The organism is Candidatus Berkiella cookevillensis (genome assembly GCF_001431315.2).
Lineage (GTDB): Bacteria > Pseudomonadota > Gammaproteobacteria > Berkiellales > Berkiellaceae > Berkiella_A > Berkiella_A cookevillensis.
In genome coordinates, this window is sequence record NZ_LKHV02000001.1 from 191,601 (window position 1) to 210,805 (window position 19,205).

General features: G+C 39.0%; 15 protein-coding genes. 9 read left to right on the top strand and 6 right to left on the bottom strand.

What is annotated here, in order from left to right:
- Positions 1-66: 66 nt before the first annotated feature.
- Positions 67-5,133, bottom strand: a complete 5,067-nt coding sequence (locus CC99x_RS00810; RefSeq protein WP_259596538.1) for a hypothetical protein — start codon at positions 5,131-5,133, stop codon at positions 67-69.
- A 161-nt stretch (positions 5,134-5,294) separates the two neighbouring features.
- On the bottom strand, positions 5,295-5,963 hold the full coding sequence (locus CC99x_RS00815) for an arylesterase (RefSeq protein WP_200953408.1): 669 nt from the start codon (positions 5,961-5,963) through the stop codon (positions 5,295-5,297).
- On the opposite strand from CC99x_RS00815, the gene CC99x_RS00820 reads away from it, so the two are divergent.
- From CC99x_RS00820 to deoC, 8 genes are all read left to right on the top strand, one after another.
- Positions 5,956-6,624 (top strand): ABC transporter ATP-binding protein, encoded by a 669-nt coding sequence (locus CC99x_RS00820; RefSeq protein WP_057623245.1) that lies wholly within the window; start codon positions 5,956-5,958, stop codon positions 6,622-6,624. The two genes, CC99x_RS00815 and CC99x_RS00820, sit on opposite strands and share 8 nt — an antisense overlap.
- A gap of 15 nt (positions 6,625-6,639) precedes the next feature.
- Positions 6,640-9,111, top strand: coding sequence for an ABC transporter permease (locus tag CC99x_RS00825; RefSeq protein WP_057623248.1), 2,472 nt, complete (start codon positions 6,640-6,642; stop codon positions 9,109-9,111).
- 4 nt (positions 9,112-9,115) lie between these two features.
- Entirely contained in the window at positions 9,116-10,108 is a 993-nt protein-coding gene (locus CC99x_RS00830; protein ID WP_057623250.1) for a hypothetical protein, read from the top strand.
- On the top strand, positions 10,105-10,698 hold the full coding sequence (locus tag CC99x_RS00835) for a DUF502 domain-containing protein (protein ID WP_057623251.1): 594 nt from the start codon (positions 10,105-10,107) through the stop codon (positions 10,696-10,698). Before CC99x_RS00830 ends, CC99x_RS00835 begins: the two co-directional genes overlap by 4 nt.
- 106 nt (positions 10,699-10,804) lie before the next feature.
- Entirely contained in the window at positions 10,805-12,019 is a 1,215-nt protein-coding gene (coaBC, locus tag CC99x_RS00840) for a bifunctional phosphopantothenoylcysteine decarboxylase/phosphopantothenate--cysteine ligase CoaBC (protein WP_057623253.1), read from the top strand.
- Entirely contained in the window at positions 12,007-12,462 is a 456-nt protein-coding gene (gene dut, locus CC99x_RS00845) for a dUTP diphosphatase (RefSeq protein WP_057623255.1), read from the top strand. Before coaBC ends, dut begins: the two co-directional genes overlap by 13 nt.
- A 189-nt stretch (positions 12,463-12,651) precedes the next feature.
- Positions 12,652-14,067 (top strand): phosphomannomutase/phosphoglucomutase, encoded by a 1,416-nt coding sequence (locus tag CC99x_RS00850; protein WP_077065333.1) that lies wholly within the window; start codon positions 12,652-12,654, stop codon positions 14,065-14,067.
- Positions 14,068-14,237: 170 nt separating this feature from the next.
- Positions 14,238-14,969 (top strand): deoxyribose-phosphate aldolase, encoded by a 732-nt coding sequence (gene deoC, locus CC99x_RS00855; RefSeq protein ID WP_057623256.1) that lies wholly within the window; start codon positions 14,238-14,240, stop codon positions 14,967-14,969.
- A gap of 89 nt (positions 14,970-15,058) precedes the next feature.
- On the opposite strand, the gene CC99x_RS00860 is transcribed toward deoC, so the two are convergent.
- The 3 genes from CC99x_RS00860 to pyrE form a co-directional block, all read right to left on the bottom strand.
- Positions 15,059-15,298 carry a hypothetical protein gene (locus CC99x_RS00860; protein ID WP_057623259.1) on the bottom strand — a complete coding sequence of 80 codons (240 nt, stop codon included), beginning with the start codon at positions 15,296-15,298 and terminating at the stop codon, positions 15,059-15,061.
- Positions 15,299-15,482: 184 nt separating this feature from the next.
- A complete protein-coding gene (locus CC99x_RS00865; RefSeq protein ID WP_057623261.1) occupies positions 15,483-16,130 on the bottom strand; it encodes a hypothetical protein in 648 nt (215 codons plus the stop codon).
- 164 nt (positions 16,131-16,294) lie between these two features.
- A complete protein-coding gene (pyrE, locus tag CC99x_RS00870) occupies positions 16,295-16,945 on the bottom strand; it encodes an orotate phosphoribosyltransferase (protein WP_057623263.1) in 651 nt (216 codons plus the stop codon).
- Positions 16,946-17,095: 150 nt separating this feature from the next.
- Between pyrE and CC99x_RS00875 the strand changes: the two genes are divergently transcribed.
- Positions 17,096-17,872, top strand: a complete 777-nt coding sequence (locus CC99x_RS00875) for an exodeoxyribonuclease III (protein ID WP_057623738.1) — start codon at positions 17,096-17,098, stop codon at positions 17,870-17,872.
- A gap of 391 nt (positions 17,873-18,263) precedes the next feature.
- Here CC99x_RS00875 and rph read toward each other — a convergent pair whose 3' ends face one another.
- The gene (gene rph, locus CC99x_RS00880) at positions 18,264-18,980 is read right to left on the bottom strand and encodes a ribonuclease PH (RefSeq protein ID WP_057623264.1); all 717 of its coding nucleotides are present in this window, start codon (positions 18,978-18,980) and stop codon (positions 18,264-18,266) included.
- Positions 18,981-19,205: the final 225 nt, after the last annotated feature.

Below are 19,205 nucleotides of genomic sequence, written 5' to 3' on the forward strand. Positions count from 1 at the left end.
GCAAAAAAGCAATCCGAGGGGGGATTGCCAAAAGCCTATCCGTAGGCAAGGGGGAAAACTTAAAACCTACAAGCTGTCTAGTGAGCTAGATAGTAATAAAGGATCGTCCACTGGAGGCGTGTAGGTGCTACCACTAAAGAGAACGCTAAAATCAACTTGAGAAGCGTCGTCATCTGATGATGTATAAAGAGAATTAAAAGTGAAGCCCTCACCTAGAAGCGTTTCGATATCTGATGAGCTATCCATATCTTTTGCTGCTTTGCTGCTACCAAAGCTTGTATGATCTTCAGATGCAAATTGTCGTTCAAGTTGTTCGGCAAGTTCTGCCTCTTGTTGTTTAACAGCTTCTAAATGATTCTCTGCCATTTTGTATTCGCCATAAGCATCGACTAAAGCTGAATTTGCTAATTTCAGTATATCAATCTGCTCCAAATAAGTATCAATCGCTTGTAAGGCGGTGTCTGCCTGGTCTGCAACGTCTTTCCATAAATTTGCAATTTCAGCTTTATGATCAAGATCTTGCAAGTAGCCAATACACTTTTGTTGTTGAGCAAGGGTATCAGGATGTTCTGCCTTCATTGTTAACCAATCAATGACAGTTTTGCTGTTATCTGTAACATGAAATTCTTTCGCAATACTAGATATTTGAGCATTAAAATCTTGTTTTGCAAAATCAAATTGCTGTTGCGCTTTTTGCATACTTTCTTTAAGAAGTTGTATTTCTTGTTGGTGTGCATCTAAAGGCTCATTTTTGCTTAATATGCTATGCGCCAAGGTAGCAGGTTGAGTTAAAATAACTTTAGCCCAATCACCCCAGGTATCTGGTTTTTTATAAGGCAATGCTTTTTCAAGCTTATCAGCAACAGCTTGGGTTTGCTCTAAGTAATTAGCATGTGCTTTTTCAACTTTTATTTCAGCTTTACTTTGTTGGGCTTGTTTCTCAACAAAGGTATTAGATTTAATTTGAAATTGATTTTCAGCACTTTCTAAGGTAGAAGATTTTGGCTTAGAAGAAAGCACATCTTCTGTAGAAAGTATTGGCCCATTGAAAAATTTCTTTGCCAAATCATCTATGGTTAATTGTTGTACAACTCTTAGTTTTTCACCAATTAGAATTTTGTACTGTTCAGCTTGCTTTATGCCAGACTCAATAATCCCGCTTGCTTTTTCAAACCAAATTTGCAATGACATTAAAGGATTGTTTTCCTCAGAAAACTGAACTTTATTGCGTGAAGCATCTAGCATTACTTGTTCAATATAAGCATTTGTTTTATCAACGGCTTCAGCCATTACTTGTTGTAATGCTGAGTACATTTGGTTTGCACCATTGGTATTGACTACTTTAATTGATTCGTTGAGATAATCTAACACTGCACTCGTGTCGATTTTATCCCAGAGCGCAATAAGTTCTGCTATATTCTTGTATTCAGCAGATTGCTTTTCTAAGTCTGATGCCTGCAGTTTTAAGTAAGTAGTCATTTCCAATTTTACGCTGTTAAATTGCATTAAATTTTGATGAATTGCCTGGATTCCACTTTGATAACTACTTTTTTCTCCAGCAAGTTGTTCTTTTATGTAAGACAGCTCATGTGCATGCAAATCTCGACTAGAGAGCATTACACTAGGAAGCAGTGGCATATCCTCTTCAATGGGAGATTGAAGAGCACTTGAAGTAGATGCACTTTCTTTTTCAGTATTCATTTTTTCAAGTGCTAATAAAAGACCATGCACATTAATGGGGGATGGCATGCTGCTTGTTTTTGAGATATTTTCATAAAGAGAATTAAACGTCAGGCCATCAAACACGTCAGTATCAGCACTTGAGCTTGAATCTTTCTTCTTTGTATAGAAGTCATTAAAAGTAAAGCCATCTAGATCTAGGTGTTCAGTGCTGTCATCAAGTGCTTCTGTAGAAATAGGTCTTAATTGAGGTCTGTCAAAAGTATGCGGATCTACTTGCTCTTCAGATAAATCAGCATGAATGATAGGGTTCAGCTTAAGGCGAGATAATTCATCCGCATCTTCTCCACGATCACTTTCCAAAAGTGAAGTAGGTGCTTTAGCTTTAGCCTGTGTGCTGGTTGATAAAGTGGCATCAACGATATCTGGATGAACCATAAAGGTGTCATCGAGATCAGAGCTATAGCTGCTTTCATCGGTATCGACATCAGCACTTGAGCTTGAATCTTTCTTCTTTGTATGGAGGTCATTAAAAGTAAAGCCATCTAGATCTAGGTGTTCAGTGCTGTCATCAAGCGCTTCTGTAGAGACAGGTCTTAATTGAGGTCTGTCAAAAGTATGCGGATCTACTTGTTCTTCAGATAAATCAGCATGAATGATAGGGTTCAGCTTAAGGCGAGATAATTCATCCGCATCTTCTCCACGATCACTTTCCAAAAGTGAAGTAGGTGCTTTAGCTTTAGCCTGTGTGTTGGTTGATAAAGTGGCATCAACGATATCTGGATGAACCATAAAGGTGCCATCGAGATCAGAGCTATGGCTGCTTTCATCGGTATCGACATCAGCACTTGAGCTTGAATCTTTCTTCTTTGTATAGAGGTCATTAAAAGTAAAGCCATCTAGATCTAGGTGTTCAGTGCTGTCATCAAGCGCTTCTGTAGAGACAGGTCTTAATTGAGGTCTGTCAAAAGTATGCGGATCTACTTGTTCTTCAGATAAATCAGCATGAATGATAGGGTTCAGCTTAAGGCGAGATAATTCATCCGCATCTTCTCCACGATCACTTTCCAAAAGTGAAGTAGGTGCTTTAGCTTTAGCCTGTGTGTTGGTTGATAAAGTGGCATCAACGATATCTGGATGAACCATAAAGGTGCCATCGAGATCAGAGCTATGGCTGCTTTCATCGGTATCGACATCAGCACTTGAGCTTGAATCTTTCTTCTTTGTATAGAGGTCATTAAAAGTAAAGCCATCTAGATCTAGGTGTTCAGTGCTGTCATCAAGCGCTTCTGTAGAGACAGGTCTTAATTGAGGTCTGTCAAAAGTATGCGGATCTACTTGTTCTTCAGATAAATCAGCATGAATGATAGGGTTTAGCTTAAGGCGAGATAATTCATCCGCATCTTCTCCACGATCACTTTCCAAAAGTGAAGTAGGTGCTTTAGCTTTGGGGTGTGTACTGGTTGATAAAGTGGTATCAACAACATCATCTTGATCTGAACTGGCTATGAAAGTGTCATCAAAATCAGAGCTATGGCTGCGTTCATCGGCATTGATATCAGCACTTGAGCTTGAATCTTTCTTCTTTGTATAGAGGTCATTAAAAGTAAAGCCATCTAGATCTAGGTGTTCAGTGCTGTCATCAAGCGCTTCTGTAGAGACAGGTCTTAATTGAGGTCTGTCAAAAGTATGTGGATCTACTTGTTCTTCAGATAAATCAGCATGAATGGTAGGGTTCAGCTTAAGGCGAGATAATTCATCCGCATCTTCTCCACGATCACTTTCCAAAAGTGAAGTAGATGCTTTAGCTTTGGGGTGTGTACTGGTTGATAAAGTGGTATCAACAACATCATCTTGATCTGAACTGGCCATGAAAGTGTCATCAAAATCAGAGCTATGGCTGCGTTCATCGGTATCGACATCAGCACTTGAGCTTGAATCTTTCTTCTTTGTATAGAGGTCATTAAAAGTAAAGCCATCTAGATCTAAGTGTTCAGTGCTGTCATCAAGCGCTTCTGTAGAGACAGGTCTTAATTGAGGTCTGTCAAAAGTATGCGGATCTACTTGTTCTTCAGATAAATCAGCATGAATGGTAGGGTTCAGCTTAAGGCGAGATAATTCATCCGCATCTTCTCCACGATCACTTTCCAAAAGTGAAGTAGATGCTTTAGCTTTAGTGCTTGTTTTGGGGATTGTTGCTACAATGCGATCAAATTCCTCAAATGTATCATCAATAAGCTGCTGCGTATCTTTTATATTACCTGATGCTCGCAGGCTGCTGCCATCAGTAGAACCAAAGAGTTCATGCATTTCTTCTTCAGTAATGCGCTCATGATTTGGTGTTGAAAATAAATCATTCAATTCAGGTACAGGTGGTCTTTGGATATCTGCAAAAAGATCATTAAATACAAAGCTGCTTGTAGTTTCTATTGTTTTTGATGTATGCGATATTGTTTCAAATAAATCGCCAAATAAGTCGTCTGAGCTTGTAGAACTATGAGTGCTTTCTTTACTAGCAGAAAATTCTTCATAGAGGTCGTTAAAATCAACATCTAAAGAGGATAGGTCGCTTTCTGTGCTGCTGTGTACAGTATTGCTATTGCTGTGCGTCACTTCTTCTTCATATGCAGTAGGCTCTCTTAACTTAACTTTAAATCCACCTCTGTGGCCACCGCCAAACATATTAAGTACATCATCAATAGGTGGTTGAGGATTTGCATCAACCCCAGGTTCTTGAGCATCATCAAGATTGGCTCTTGCGTGCAAAAGTGGATCGAATCCGATATCAATGACCTCATTTTCTTCTAAATGAATATCATCATCGTTGCTTGCAGAATTTATATCTGCAAATAAATCATCAAAGATGCCTGCCATGTCATTATCAAGCTCTGCATCTATATCTGCGGAATTAGGATCAAGAACAGGTGCTATATGTGCAATATCAAGTGCGTGTGCATTAGGTTGTGCAAGAACAGGTGCATGCTTAGGTAAAAAGTCTTGAAAACTTATAGGGAATTCATAGCGAAGGGATTCGCTATTTCCGAGTTCTTTTTCTGAGAGTATTTCAAAGCCTTTTGTATTTTCTTTGCGTTCGATAAAGCCCGTTGTAAGATCAAAGACATCAAAGCCTTTAAATAAGGTATTATCAAGACCTAAAAATGCGAGCGTGTCTTCAAAATGGGCTGTTGCTTGACCAAAATACTCTCTATGTATTGGCATGGTGGAACCTTGTGACATGAGAGGTTCAATACCTTTGCTTGCGGGGGGCGCAAAAACAGGTAAGGGAAAAGAATCTTCAAACATCTCTTCATGTGAAGCACTGTGTGTACTTTGTTGTTTGGCTTGAGGATTGAACAGATCTTCAATTGCTTTAGCAATATTTTGCCCCATTTGCTCAAGCTTGTTGTTTAGACTTGCTGCTTGTAACTCTTTTTTAATTTTAGAACTGCTCATGAATCACCTTCAGGGAGTTAATAGTATGATAACTAGATTACGGGTTATGGTAAAAGATAGCATGGGTTTATGTCAAATAATTTATAGCTAAGCAATTGATATATATTAACTTATTCGACAAAGAGTATGGTTTAATAGACAAAAGGTTTGATAAAAATCGTCTATTGAGCGGCATCAGAGAGTAAGGGCAATAACACCGGCCTTACCGACTCAAGTAAAATAGGTTGTGCATCTGCAGTGGGATGAATGCGATCTGATTGCATAAGTGCGTTGTCGAGTGCCACGTTCTCGAGTAGAAAAGGTAGTAGCGGAATGTCGAATCGCTTGCTTAAGCGACGATATATATTTTCGAACTGTTGGGTATATTTTTCACTATAGTTTGGTGGTAATTTCATACCAATGAGCAAAACCTGACTGTCTGCTTTTTTACACATTTCAATCATTGATTCAAGGTTTTTGGAGATCATTAAGATAGGTAAACCTCTTAAGCCATCATTGCCTCCGAGTTCTATAATGACAATTTTGGGTTGATGCTCTTTTAACAGGTGAGGTAGTCGTTGTCTACCGCCTGCCGTTGTTTCTCCTGAAATACTATGGTTGAGTACCTGCCAATTGGGGTGGGTGATTTTTAGTTCCTCCGCTAAGAGTGCAACCCAGCCTTGTTCTTCAGGAATTTGATAGGCAGCGCTTAAGCTATCACCTAATATAAGGATAGGATTAGAGTTAGCATATGTGCTAAATGAAAATATGCACGCTAATAGGCAGATGAGCCATTTTACGTTAGAGTGTATTTTAGTCACTTGAGAAAGGTTATGCATAATAATGGCCATATTGAATGTTGCTGCTGTATCAAAACAAATCAAAATTCATAATAAGACACTGGACATATTAAAGGCAGTAGACTTGCGCGTCAATCAATCTGAAACAATTGCTATACTTGGAAGTTCCGGATCTGGCAAAACAACATTGCTAGGATTGTTAGCAGGTCTTGATCAGCCTTCCGCAGGAAGCATTTCTTTGCTTGGCAAAGAGATGACCATGCTGAATGAAGATGAAAGAGCTTTATTGCGTTTGGGGCAAGTTGGGTTTGTCTTTCAAAGTTTTGATTTATTACCTCATTTAACAGCACTTGAAAATGTGATGTTACCACTTGAGCTTGCCAAATATAAAAAACCAAAGATCAAGGCACAAGAAATGCTATGCCAGGTAGGACTTGAAAAAAGATTGAATCATTATCCTGTGCAGCTTTCGGGGGGCGAGCAGCAACGTGTTGCAATTGCTCGTGCATTTGCGATTGAGCCTAAAATATTGTTTGCAGACGAGCCTACAGGTAGTTTAGATGAAAATGCGGGTAGTATGATTTTAGACAAACTGTTTGATATGAATGCACAATTCAAGACCACGCTTGTGTTTGTGACACATGATCTTTCTGTTGCAAAGCGTTGCGGTGCTGTTTACAGACTTGAACATGGAATATTACACCTACAATAAGATATCTTCAGAATCATGATTTTAAATTTTATAAAAAGAGAATGTTATCAATTTGAGCTTAAAATATTATCAGTCGCCGCCATGATTGGCTTGATGATAGTATTTTTAATTGCAAATCTTTTGCAAGGATTGTCTTCTGATTTGCACGATCGTGCGGAGAACTTAATGGGGGGCAGTGTGATTTTAGAGTCGCCAATGCCTATACAACCTGCAGTAATAGAAAATGCAAAAGCACAGCAGCTTGATTGGTCTCAGAATACAGAATTTTTTACCATGATGAATGTGCAGGATAAATTCTTGTTGACGCAAATATCTGCATTTGATCGCCCCTTTCCCTTGATTGGAGAGATTATACTTACCACGCAGGATAATAAAAAACGCTCGGTACGCGCGCCACCCGCTGTGGGAGAAATATGGGTGACGGATAGAATTTTATCAGAATTTAATCTTAAGATGGGTGATAAGGTTTCCGTTGGCAATAGTGAACTGATGGTTACAGGTATATTGCAGAGCTATCCCTTACTATTGTCTCGTGGCACTTTTTTATCACCGCTGGCCTATGCCAATCAGGTTGATATTGCAAAGATGGGCGTTGTTCGTGATGGCAGCCAGATCAACTATAGAATGATTATTAAGGGCGCTGCGCCTCAAATAGAAGCCTTTCTTAATTCGCAGCTTATCAGCGAATCAGCCTTTAAATTGGTAACGGTGGATAAGGGGCGTGATACGCTTGAAAGACCCTTTGTGATTGCCAATAAATATTTATCCGTGGTTTTAATTATTCAACTTTTATTAAGTAGTATCGCTATTGCTATTTGTGCTCATGTCTATGCGAAAAAGCAATTCAAAGCTGTGGCAATTATGCGTACACTGGGTGCCAGCTTTAATAAAGTACTCTGTTTGTATTTATCTGTTCTATTTGTGATTGTTTTGGCTGTTGTGGGTTTAACAGCATTAATTGGTACAGGCATCTTAAGCATCATTCCCTATTTTTCACCCTTGCCGATTTCTTTGATGGCAGGATGGGGCTCTGTTTTTGGATTAACATTGTGCTTGGGTGTACTCCTGGTCGTTGGTTTTTCACTGCCTTCTTTACTTGCATTGAAACAGGTATCTGCCATACAAATAAAGCAACAAGCCTATATTCCCATTAAAAAATCTATTTTTCTCTACTATAGTGTCATTGTCTTTATCATGATTGCGGTTATTCTTTCTCTTTTTGATGAATATGAAGTTCCTTTGAGAATTTTATCGCAATTATTCATCATCACGGCGATAAGTTTTTCCATCGCTTGGGCAATGTGGCGTGCTTTGGCGTGGGTGAAGCCCTTTTGTAGCTATACACTCAAAATGGCTGTGCAGGGATTATTGCGTCTGCAATGGCTTGGACATACGCAGTGGATTATTTATAGCTTAATTTTTACTTTTTTACTTTTTATTGAAATTGTTCAACATGATATTTTGGCAAAATGGCAACAACAATTACCGGAAAATACACCGAATTATTTTCTTATTAATATACAAGAGGATGATGTAACGCAATTAGAGAATTGGTTTTTGCAAAATAATTTAGAGGCAATACATTTGTATCCTGTTATTAGAGCTACTTTTACGCATATTAATGGCAACGCTGTCAATACATGGGGAGAGGGGCGTTCAGATGAGGCTGCACCTGTTGGTTTAAATCGAGCTATCAATTTGACCTGGATGACAAAATTACCTTCAGACAATCAAGTGATTGCTGGTGTTGAATGGGAGAGTGTTGCGCCCAACAGCCCTGTGATTTCTATTGAAGAAAATTTTGCATCGCGACGCAATATAAAATTAGGAGATGAATTATCTTTTCTGATTGATTCAAAGAGTGTGTCGGCTAAAGTGACACAACTGCGTACACTGCATTGGCAAAGTTTTAATCCAAATTTCTTTGTTGTCTTTCCGCCCGGCATACTGGAAGATTTTCCACACAGTTATATTGGTAGTTTTCATTTGCCTAAAGAAAAACGATCCTTATTAAATACATTGACAGCAGAATTTGTTGAAGCCTCGTTGATTGATTTGGACGCAATGGTAGATATGATGCGAAGTCTCGTCAGACAATTCTCATATGCGCTTGATATTGTATTAATGCTTATGTTATTCACAGGGTTATTACTGATGCAAATTATTATTCGCTCGCTGTTAAAAGCGCGGATGCATGAAAGCGCATTGTTAAAAATACTAGGTGTTCCCAAGGGATTGATACAAAAAACGGTTTTAATTGAATATGGCCTTTTGGGCGGGCTGTGTGGGTTATCTGCAGGGCTTTTTGCACAATTAATTGCGCATGATATTGCTTATGATTATTTCAATATTTATTACTCATTCAGTGCTAAATGGTTTGTGTTTGGTGCTTTATTTGGATTTTTATTATTAACAACGATGGGGTGGTTAGGATTTAGAAAAGTCTTTAAAGTTTCGCCTTTATTTATCTTAAGACAGACAGGGTAATGCAATGATAAAAAGCGCTGAGCCTACGCAAACGCCGCCATACACACGTGTTGAAGCTTTTAACTCTTGGATAATCGCAGGATTTAATATTGGCTGGGATTTAGGTGAGGGTTTAAGTCTTTTCATTCCAAAAGGATTATTGCAACCCTTTACAAAGCTTTCACCTCGTGCTTCTACAAGATCTCATCGCGAAAATATTGCTACACGCTTAAAAATGAATCAACATGGTTTGCTGACCCCTGCGATATGGCTTGCGCATTATGTGCTTAGTCCATTATTGGGTGCCGGCATAGCGCTACTTGCGTTGATGCCAGGAATATTGGGCGGCTTATTTTTTAATCAAAAGATTCGTAACCTTGAATACCATTATGCTATGGATGTCGTCAATCAATACAGTGGTACTGCTGTATGGGGGGCGCTTGCAATGAGTGCGTTGCTGACTTACGCTTGGCTAAGTGGTAGTTTTAGCTTACCAGGCTTTACAGTGCCAAGCATTAGCTTTTATTATTTTGCAACGCCCGCATTGGCGATTAGCCCGTTATTAGCAACGTGGTTATTACCCTTAGCAGCGGCGTATGGGATGATGGTATTGCTCAGTATTGGGCAAAGCGTGAACAGAATCTATGATATTACAACTAAGTTTTCAGTGTACCAAGGGAAAACGCATCAGTGGCCTTATACACTGAGAAGTACGGTTGATTATGAATTAAAAAATGAATATCTGAAACAAGAAATACACACACTTTTTCAAAATGAGTTAGAAAAAATGGCAACTTATCATGATAAGTGTCATGATGAGTTGCGCCAAAAATTAGAACGTGATCCTACACTTTCAGAGCTTTCGCAAAAAGGCGTATTAACGCAATATCAACTCATGCGAGAGCAAAAAGATCTCCTCACACAATTAAAAGTGGCTTTTGATAAGCCAACGCAGCAATCCATCATGCAAGGCAGAAAAATGAAATTTAACAAACGTATTCACGAGGAAGTAACATGATTAAAAGAATATTTTGGAGTGGCTTACAGGCTTTTGTACCTATTGTCGTGACTTTTGCTGTTGTTGTATGGGTTTTTAGAAGCATTGAGGTTTTTTTTGGAAGGTTTATTCAATATATTATTCCACCACAGTACTATTTTGATGGTTTGGGTATTATTGTTGGTGTTTTATTAGTTTTTGTCATCGGCATCTTGGTGAATGCTTGGTTGATTAAGACAATTTATCATTTTGCAGAATCCATTGTTAATAAAATACCTGGCATTAAGGTGATTTATAACGCAGTCAAAGACTTTGTGAATTTCTTTGATAAATCAAAACAAACTCAAGCACAATACGCTGTCTTAGTGAATACTGCTTTAGGGCAAGCAATCGGCTTTGTGACCAGAGATAATTTGACAGATTTGCCACAGGACTTGGGTGGAGAGGCAAATTGTTTGGTTTATATCCCCTTAAGTTATCAGATTGGTGGTCTTATGGTTTCCATACCTAAGAAGGATTTGATTAAAATTGATTGGGAGATTAATCAGGCAATGAGTTTCGTCATTACAGCTGGCATGTCTAGTACTCCAACAACAATAACTAAGCCATAATTAAGGCTTTCCCTTCACTATGTCGCTTGCTTCAAGTAGTTAGGAAGAGAAAAGCATGATATCTTACTTCAGCTTGAGGCCTTGCAATTTATTAGGTTAGTTAAATATGTCATTTTCTCAGAATTGGTTATTAGGTGTAGCAGGGGGTATTGCTGCTTATAAAGCACCTGAAATCGTGCGATTGCTGAAGCAAAAAGGCGCAGATGTGCGCGTTGTATTGTCTGGTAACGCAAGTGAATTTGTAACCAAAATGACCTTACAAGCCCTTTCGGGGCATCCTGTGCATGATGAATTATTTGACTCCGTATTCGAAGCCGCAATGGGGCATATTGAGCTAGCCAAGTGGGCAGATCAGATTTTAATTGCGCCCTTGTCTGCAAATCGATTAGCTGCATTAGCACATGGTTTTGCGGATGACTTATTAAGTACTTTATGCTTGGCCAGCAATGCGCCAGTTTGGGTTGCGCCCGCCATGAATAAGCAAATGTGGTCTCATACTGCGACACAGGAAAATTTGGCAATATTGCAACGACGAGGTGTGCATTGTGTTGGACCTGATTTTGGTATTCAAGCCTGTGGTGATATCGGATGGGGTAGAATGTTAGAGCCTGGTGACATTCTTGAGCAGATCCAGGTAAAAATGAATGCACATAAAGAAGACAAAGATATTTTAGCGGGATTAAGTTTATTAATCACTGCTGGCCCGACACGAGAATATCTGGATCCGGTGCGTTTTATCAGTAATAAAAGTTCTGGCAAAATGGGGTATGCGCTTGCAAGTGCAGCGCGGGATATGGGCGCCAACGTAACGCTGATCAGTGGCCCTGTGTCTCTAGTAGTGCCAGAAGGTATTACAGTGATTTCTGTGGAAAGCGCACAACAAATGTATAAAGCAGTGATGGATGCAAGCCGTGGGGTTGATATTGTTATTGGCTGTGCTGCTGTTGCTGATTTTGGCTTCCAAGAACAATTTAAGCAAAAAATTAAAAAACACCCTGATCATGATGAATATCCTGTTGTGTTGCTTAAAAATCCTGACATCATGAGCGCTGTTGCGCATCAAGAAAATCGGCCATTTTGTGTTGGTTTTGCCGCAGAAACTGAAAACTTTCGCCACAATGCAAAAGAGAAATTACAGCGAAAAAAATTAGATATGATTGCTCTAAATGATATCAGTCAGAGCGCGATTGGTTTTGATGCTGATGACAATCAACTTACTGTCTTTAGTGCAACAGAAGAATACGTTATTCCCAGAGCCTCCAAATATGAGGTTGCTCGTTTATTACTTAAAAAAATAAGAGAAGTAGCATGCAAAAAATAAAATTGAAGATTTTGGATTCACGTCTTGGTGACAGCATTCCTATGCCTAGTTATGCTACAGAAGGATCGGCTGGCTTAGATCTGCGTGCTTGCATCAAAGAGCCTACAGTCGTACAGCCCAATGAGTCAATTCTCATTCCCTCTGGAATAGCGGTTCATATTGAAGATCCAAATCTTGCAGCCTTTATTTTGCCTCGTTCAGGGCTGGGACATAAAAATGGGATTGTCTTAGGGAACTTAGTAGGCTTGATTGATTCTGATTATCAGGGTGAAATTATGATCTCTTGTTGGAACAGAAGCAATGAACCTTTTGAAATTGAAGTAGGTTTACGGATTGCACAAATTGTGATTATGCCTGTGACACAAGTTGCTTTTCAGTTAGTGGAAGATTTTGCAATTTCAAAGAGAGCGGAAGGGGGCTTTGGTCACACAGGCCGCCATTAAGTCTTCGCAACTGGGTTTTGGGCGTTGTTGACTTCGCTCTTTCGCAACAGTCATGTATTTTGTATACACTCCTGTGTGCTCAAGACCTCGTCGCCTAGCCCAAAAAGCCATTTGCTGTGACTTAACATATACTGTGAGCATATTACCCTCGCGTAGCGAACAAATAAAAATGATGGAGAAGAAATATAAATGACACAGGTAGTAGCCGCCAGAGCAGCAGAAAACATGCATATCGATAAGAGTGTTTTTCGCGCTTATGATATACGTGGTGTTGTGGATAAAAATTTGACTGAGCATTTAGCCTTTCAATTAGGTTTAAGTTTTGGTTCAGCGGCACATGATAAAAATGTGAAACAAGTGGTTGTAGCACGTGATGGTCGTTTAACGGGTGAAAGATTGATGGCAAACCTAAAAAAAGGTTTGGCACAAACAGGTATGGAAGTCATTGATATTGGTATGGTTCCAACGCCCGTTTTATATTTTGCTTGCGAACATTTTAAAACGCATACAGGCATTATGATTACAGGAAGCCATAACCCAGCGGATTATAATGGCTTTAAGATGGTTTTAGATGGATTACCCTTAGCGGAGCAATCCATTGAAGAACTGTATGACAGAATAAAAAACGAACAATATGTTTTTGGTAACGGCAGTATGCGTACAGAGGATATTACAGATGCGTACATGCAAGTCGTTTGTAATGAAATACAGATCACAAAACCCTTGAAAGTTGTGGTTGACTGTGGCAATGGTGTTGTGGGTGCAATTGCTGAGAAATTCTTTACAAAGCTAGGCGTTGATTTCGTTGGATTATATTGTGATGTTGACGGAAATTTTCCAAATCACCATCCCGATCCAGGGCAGCCTGCCAATTTGCAAGATTTAATGCAAGCAGTAAAGCAGCACAAAGCCGATCTTGGGTTTGCTTTTGATGGAGATGGCGATAGACTCGGCATTGTTACCAATCAAGGTGAGATTGTATGGCCAGACAGATTAATGATGCTCTTTGTCAAAGCGGTGCTTGAAGCAGAGCCGAATAGCAAAATTATCTATGATATAAAATGTAGCCATCATTTGGGGCATTATATTAAAAAATTGGGTGGCGATCCTGTCATGTACAAAACAGGACACTCTTTGATTAAGCGTAAAATGAAAGAATTATCAGCGCCACTCGCCGGTGAAATGAGCGGTCATTTCTTTTTTAAGCATCGCTGGTTTGGTTTTGATGATGCTTGCTTTTCTGCTGCTATGTTGCTTGAAATTCTAAGTAATGATGCACTATCGCGAGATTTATCAGAAATGGTTGCAAACTTAGCAACAGGTGTGTGCACGCCTGAAATTAATGTTGCTATTTTGGATAGCAAAAAGTTCACTTTCATTGAGCAGCTCAAAGCGTTACAGCACTTTAATAATGCCAAGATCATTTCGATAGATGGTTTGCGGGTTGAATTTGATTATGGCTGGGGATTGGTGCGTGCTTCAAATACCACGCCTAACTTGGTGCTACGTTTTGAAGGGGATTCAGAGGCTGATCTCATTGCGATTCAGCAAGCCTTTAAAGCAGCGATGCTGGAAGTAGATCCTAGTTTAAGCATCCCTTTTTAGTCTTCGCTTTTGGCCTCTAGACGTTGTTGCCTGCGTTCTCTCGCAATCTTCATGTACTTATGTGTACATTCCGGTTGCTTGGAACTTGGCGCCTAGCCTAGAAGACCAAATGCTGTGACTACAATGATTTGCCTTTGGTCTTTAGGTGTTGTTGCAAGGGAGTATTAGCTATGAATTCATTGGTTGCTTTATTAGATGCGACTTTATTAGAAGACCATATAGATGATCATGCGATTAAAATCTGGTGTAATCGCATTCGATCTTTAAAACCCTTGCCTGCAGCTATTTGCACTTATTTACATAATATAGAAACTATTCAAAAACATCTTTCAGACTACGCTATTCCTATTGCGACTGTCATTAATTTTCCACATGGGCTTTATGAAGCAGAAGATATCCAAAGCGAAATACGACAAGCACTGTCCTTAGGGGTTTCAGAGCTAGATATTGTGATCCCTTATGGTAAGTGGTTACAAAAGAAAGATCCTCTTATGATCATCGATTTTATTTTACAGTGTCGCAGTTGGGCTGGTGATAAAATTATTTTAAAATTCATTCTTGAAACTGGCGCGATTCAATCGATGGAAGACATTGGTGTGCTCACAGAATTGCTTTGTCAATATGGTGTACATTTTATTAAAACTTCAACAGGCAAAATGGTTCCGGGTGCTACAGATATGGCTGTAGAAGCGATTGCCGCTGCGGTGAAGCGATATTATGATTTAACGACACATAAAGTAGGGATCAAGGTGGCAGGTGGCGTGCGTACGCTTGAGCAAGCAAATCATTATGTTAATATTATCAGAGAACAATTAGGAGATGCCTGGATAGAGCCGCGTTATTTGCGTTTAGGCGCAAGTCGTCTGCTGGATGAAATTATACGGAATAGGTGTGGTGGTTAGAAATTAGGCAAAAAGATCTCCAGTAAAAGAATAACGCATAAAAAAGCCCTTGTAGATACAGGGGCTTTTTAGGTGTTTTGTGATTGATTTTAGTCCATTGGCTCTTCTTTTTCATCTGTATTTTCATCGACAATTGCTTCATCTGTGTCTGGTGCCATGTCTTTTTTCACATCTACTTCAGGCTCAGCAGGTTTATCACCCTTTAAGATGTCTTGTGCATCGTTTACAGTTTCATCCACAGGGTCTGTAACGGTATTATGATCATCTGCCAATACTGAACCGGCAAATAAAAATGGCATCATCATCAATAGTGCTTTGATCAGTTTCATAAATAGCTCCTCATTAATAGGCTCATCGTAGTTACAAAGATTGTTAGTCTAATTTGTCGGTTATGTAGTTATCATAGTTTAATTTTTGCTGTTTTTGTTAGTGTTTTGAATAAAAAATAATTAAAAACCATGCATATTCACCTATATGCTGTAGTTTTTTACCTAGATCAAATATGGTATCTAGTTATTGTTCTATATGTTTTTTCTGTTCCATTAAATATTCAAAGCGCTCAATTTGGCTCTGATATTGATTGTGTACGTCAACGATTTCTAGCTTTTTCTGTTTTAGAAATGCTTTGCTTTCTTTAATATTTTCTCTTGTATCATTAAGTAAATTTTGAAGATGGGGTGGAAGTGGTTGCCCTGTCTGTTGAAGCTCAAGCATTTTCTTTTTTGCATCTTTGAGCACGTTTATTTGGCGATTAATATTCTCTTTGGTGATACTTACTAAAACTTCAATGGAAGAAATTTTCTCATCACGAGAGCGTATAATATCTTCTTTACATGAAAAGAGTTTGAGCAAAACTTCATCTTTACGAGATTGAACTAATGCTTGTTGAGCTTTTTCTTCAGAAAGTTTTTTTTCAATTTCTTTTTGCTTTTCTAATTCTGCTTCTTTTGCTAAATCGGCAGCAGATTTTTTTGGCGCAATATGTTCAATCACATTACCACGCGATGTTACAATATCGTAACCCAGGGCCGCTGCTTCTGGTGGCAGTGTATTAGAAATGATATAAGAGCCATTTTCGTCTTTATAGCGATAGAATTGCGGTGTTTGTGCAAAACTGGTAACTAAGTAAACAGAAAGCAGAGTCGCAAATAGATACTTCATACATTTCCTTATGTATAACAAAGTAGAGTTATTGTTTGTAATCCTATACTACAAGACTGCGATTTTAGATATTTGAGAATTTAAATCCACAACAGATGATTATTAGCTGTAAAGGGTATATCCCGTACTGAATACGGGATTTTGAGATGATTGCCTGTAGATTATTAGTTTGTGCCATACTGTTTTTGATAAGCCAATAAATTTTCTACAACCGATTGATAGCTTGGAATCGTTTTTAAATAAGCAATCACATCTTTGAGCGTGACAATGGAGAGTACTGGAATGTGATGCGCTTGTTCTAGTAGTTGCACAGCTGAAAACTGACTGTCTTGTGCTTTTTCTTGTCTATCCAGTGCAATTATAATGCCAGCAGCGGTACCACCGTTATTTTGTATAAAATGGATAGCTTCTTTTTTGGCATCTCCAGCGGTAATCACATCGTCGATAATCCAGGCTTTTTGATGTTCAAGTGCAGCACCAACAATCAGTCCACCTTCGCCATGTGCCTTAGCTTCTTTTCGATTGAAGCTATAAGGGATATTGATTTGATATTGTTCTGTCAGTTGTATTGCCGTTGCAACCGCAAGTGGAATACCCTTATATGCAGGTCCAAATAAGACATCAAATTGGCAGCGGTTATGTGTTAGTGTGAGAGCATAGTATTGGCCTAATTTTGCTAAGGCATCGCCAGAGTATAAATGACCAATATTGAAAAAATAGGGGCTTTTTCTGCCAGATTTTAAAGTAAAATCTCCAAATCGAAGTGCGTTTTCTTGTATAATAAATTCAATAAAATTATGTTGATAATTTTCCATAGCGGCACACAAAATTGATCACGAATGGGGTGAATTAATAGCATAAATTCCTTGGAAAAGTCAAGACATAACTAAAAATACTTGCCTTAAAAGTATATTGTGAATGTGTGTAGCTCTAAAGGGAAACTGAAGTTTAAGAGGAAAAAAGTGTTGCGTATTATTAGTTTGAATGTAAATGGTATTCGAGCCGCACAGAAGAAAGGTATGTTTGAATGGTTGAGCCGTCAAGATGCCGATGTCATTTGTCTACAAGAAGTGAGAGCAGATGCTTCTATTCTTGAGAATGCTTTGTATCAGTTGCCGAAATACCATGCTTATTATCAATCTGCCGAGAAAAAGGGTTATAGTGGTGTAGGCATATTAAGCAAGAAAAAACCAGATAAAGTAATACGTTCATTAGGGTTTCCGCTTGCAGATACAGAGGGTAGATATATTCATGCTGAATTTGGCAATCTGGTTGTTGCTTCTTTGTATCTGCCTTCGGGAACCAGTGGTGAAGCGCGTCAAGATCAAAAATATGTCTTTTTAGATGCATATCTTGCTATCTTAAAAAAACAAATTACGAGCAAGCGTTCTTATATCATTTGTGGCGATTGGAATATTGCGCATAAGGAAATTGATCTTAAAAATTGGAAGACGAATCAAAAAAACTCAGGATTTTTGCCACAAGAGCGAGCATGGTTAGATAAATTATTTGATAAAGTGGGTTTTGTTGATGCTTTTCGCATGGTGAATCTTGAACCCAATAATTATACGTGGTGGTCTAGTAGAAGCCGTGTTGCTTTTGAGAATAATGTAGGATGGAGAATCGATTATCAAATTGTAACACCCGATCTTAGAGAGAAAGTAAAAACCGCCTCAATCTATAAGGCTGAGCGCTTTTCTGATCATGCGCCATTAGTGATGGATTATGATTTGAGTATTTAGGACTTCTTAATTGTAGCCTTTGTACACTGATGGTTCTCCTAAAAATTCTTATGCTGAAAAAAACTGATAATATGTCATGCCAGCGAAGGCTCATATGCGTCAACTTAAGTAATTTCTGGGATTCAATTATATATTGCCACCTATTCTTCGTTCGCAAAGCGAACATTTTCTCACTTTGTAAAGAGAGACGCTTGGCAACAGCGTAGCTGCGCCGAGCAGAGGGATTTAGCTTTTTGAACTTAGCCCCCAGCATAAATCCCCCTTGCGCACTTGTCAGTGCGCGTCCCCCTTCAAAAAGTGGGAGCCTGATTCGCAATGCTCATCGATAAGCATGTCAGCTCTTGCAACACAAAATGTGTGTGTCTCGTGGCTAGTGTTGAGTTGCTAGTTTCTAGAGATTCAACACTCTTTTTTGTTTGAAAATAAGTTCTTGAATACCTTTTTGAGCGAGTTCAAGCATGCCATTTAAATCTTGATGTTTAAAAGGATGCCCTTCCGCAGTGCCTTGTAGCTCAATAAAATCACCTTTTTCTGTCATGACGACATTCATATCAGTTTCTGCATTAGAATCTTCTTGATAATCTAGATCAAGCACAGGAAAACCTTTATAAACACCTACAGATACAGAAGCGATTAAAAATTTCAAGGGGAGTTCTTTGATCATTTGACGTGTTTGCATCCAGCGTAATGCTTCCACTAAGGCAACACATGCGCCTGTAATGCTAGCTGTGCGTGTGCCACCATCTGCTTGTAAGACATCACAGTCAATAGTGATGGTATTCTCGCTCAAGCCTTTCATGTTGACGCAAGCGCGCAGCGCCCTACCAATCAAGCGTTGGATTTCTTGTGAGCGGCCGTGTGGTTTACCAACCTGTGATTCACGCATCATTCGATCATTGGTAGAACGAGGTAGCATTGCATATTCAGCAGTAATCCATCCTTGTCCGGTACCTTTTAAGAATCTGGGTACGCCACTCATGACAGAGGCATTACAGACTACTTTGGTATCGCCATAAGAAACAAGCACCGATCCTTCTGGATGTTTGATAAAATTTCTAACAAATGAGATTTCACGCATTTCATCATTTTTTCGGGCACTGGGACGCATATTTTTGCCTACCTTAAAACCGTATTACTGCATCTTCAAAGAGGTGCATTATAGCGTTTTTTTTGACTAAATAGCGAACTTAGCACGGCGTGTAATACGCATAAATAGGGCGCCGTATTGCTTGAGCGGTGTTGACCTATACGCAATATCTTTGCTTGGAGTTAGATTTCAGGCTACCATATGAGATCTAGTGTCTATTATTGGTCGACTAACTTTTTTGGGGAT

Excerpts from the sequence above, each read along its gene's own strand:
- CC99x_RS00810 (WP_259596538.1), bottom strand. The coding sequence starts at position 5,133 with ATGAGCAGTTCTAAAATTAAAAAAGAGTTACAAGCAGCAAGTCTAAAC.
- CC99x_RS00820 (WP_057623245.1), top strand. The coding sequence starts at position 5,956 with ATGGCCATATTGAATGTTGCTGCTGTATCAAAACAAATCAAAATTCAT.
- CC99x_RS00815 (WP_200953408.1), bottom strand. The coding sequence starts at position 5,963 with ATGGCCATTATTATGCATAACCTTTCTCAAGTGACTAAAATACACTCT.
- CC99x_RS00825 (WP_057623248.1), top strand. The coding sequence starts at position 6,640 with ATGATTTTAAATTTTATAAAAAGAGAATGTTATCAATTTGAGCTTAAA.
- CC99x_RS00830 (WP_057623250.1), top strand. The coding sequence starts at position 9,116 with ATGATAAAAAGCGCTGAGCCTACGCAAACGCCGCCATACACACGTGTT.
- CC99x_RS00835 (WP_057623251.1), top strand. The coding sequence starts at position 10,105 with ATGATTAAAAGAATATTTTGGAGTGGCTTACAGGCTTTTGTACCTATT.
- coaBC (WP_057623253.1), top strand. The coding sequence starts at position 10,805 with ATGTCATTTTCTCAGAATTGGTTATTAGGTGTAGCAGGGGGTATTGCT.
- dut (WP_057623255.1), top strand. The coding sequence starts at position 12,007 with ATGCAAAAAATAAAATTGAAGATTTTGGATTCACGTCTTGGTGACAGC.
- CC99x_RS00850 (WP_077065333.1), top strand. The coding sequence starts at position 12,652 with ATGACACAGGTAGTAGCCGCCAGAGCAGCAGAAAACATGCATATCGAT.
- deoC (WP_057623256.1), top strand. The coding sequence starts at position 14,238 with ATGAATTCATTGGTTGCTTTATTAGATGCGACTTTATTAGAAGACCAT.
- CC99x_RS00860 (WP_057623259.1), bottom strand. The coding sequence starts at position 15,298 with ATGAAACTGATCAAAGCACTATTGATGATGATGCCATTTTTATTTGCC.
- CC99x_RS00865 (WP_057623261.1), bottom strand. The coding sequence starts at position 16,130 with ATGAAGTATCTATTTGCGACTCTGCTTTCTGTTTACTTAGTTACCAGT.
- pyrE (WP_057623263.1), bottom strand. The coding sequence starts at position 16,945 with ATGGAAAATTATCAACATAATTTTATTGAATTTATTATACAAGAAAAC.
- rph (WP_057623264.1), bottom strand. The coding sequence starts at position 18,980 with ATGCGTCCCAGTGCCCGAAAAAATGATGAAATGCGTGAAATCTCATTT.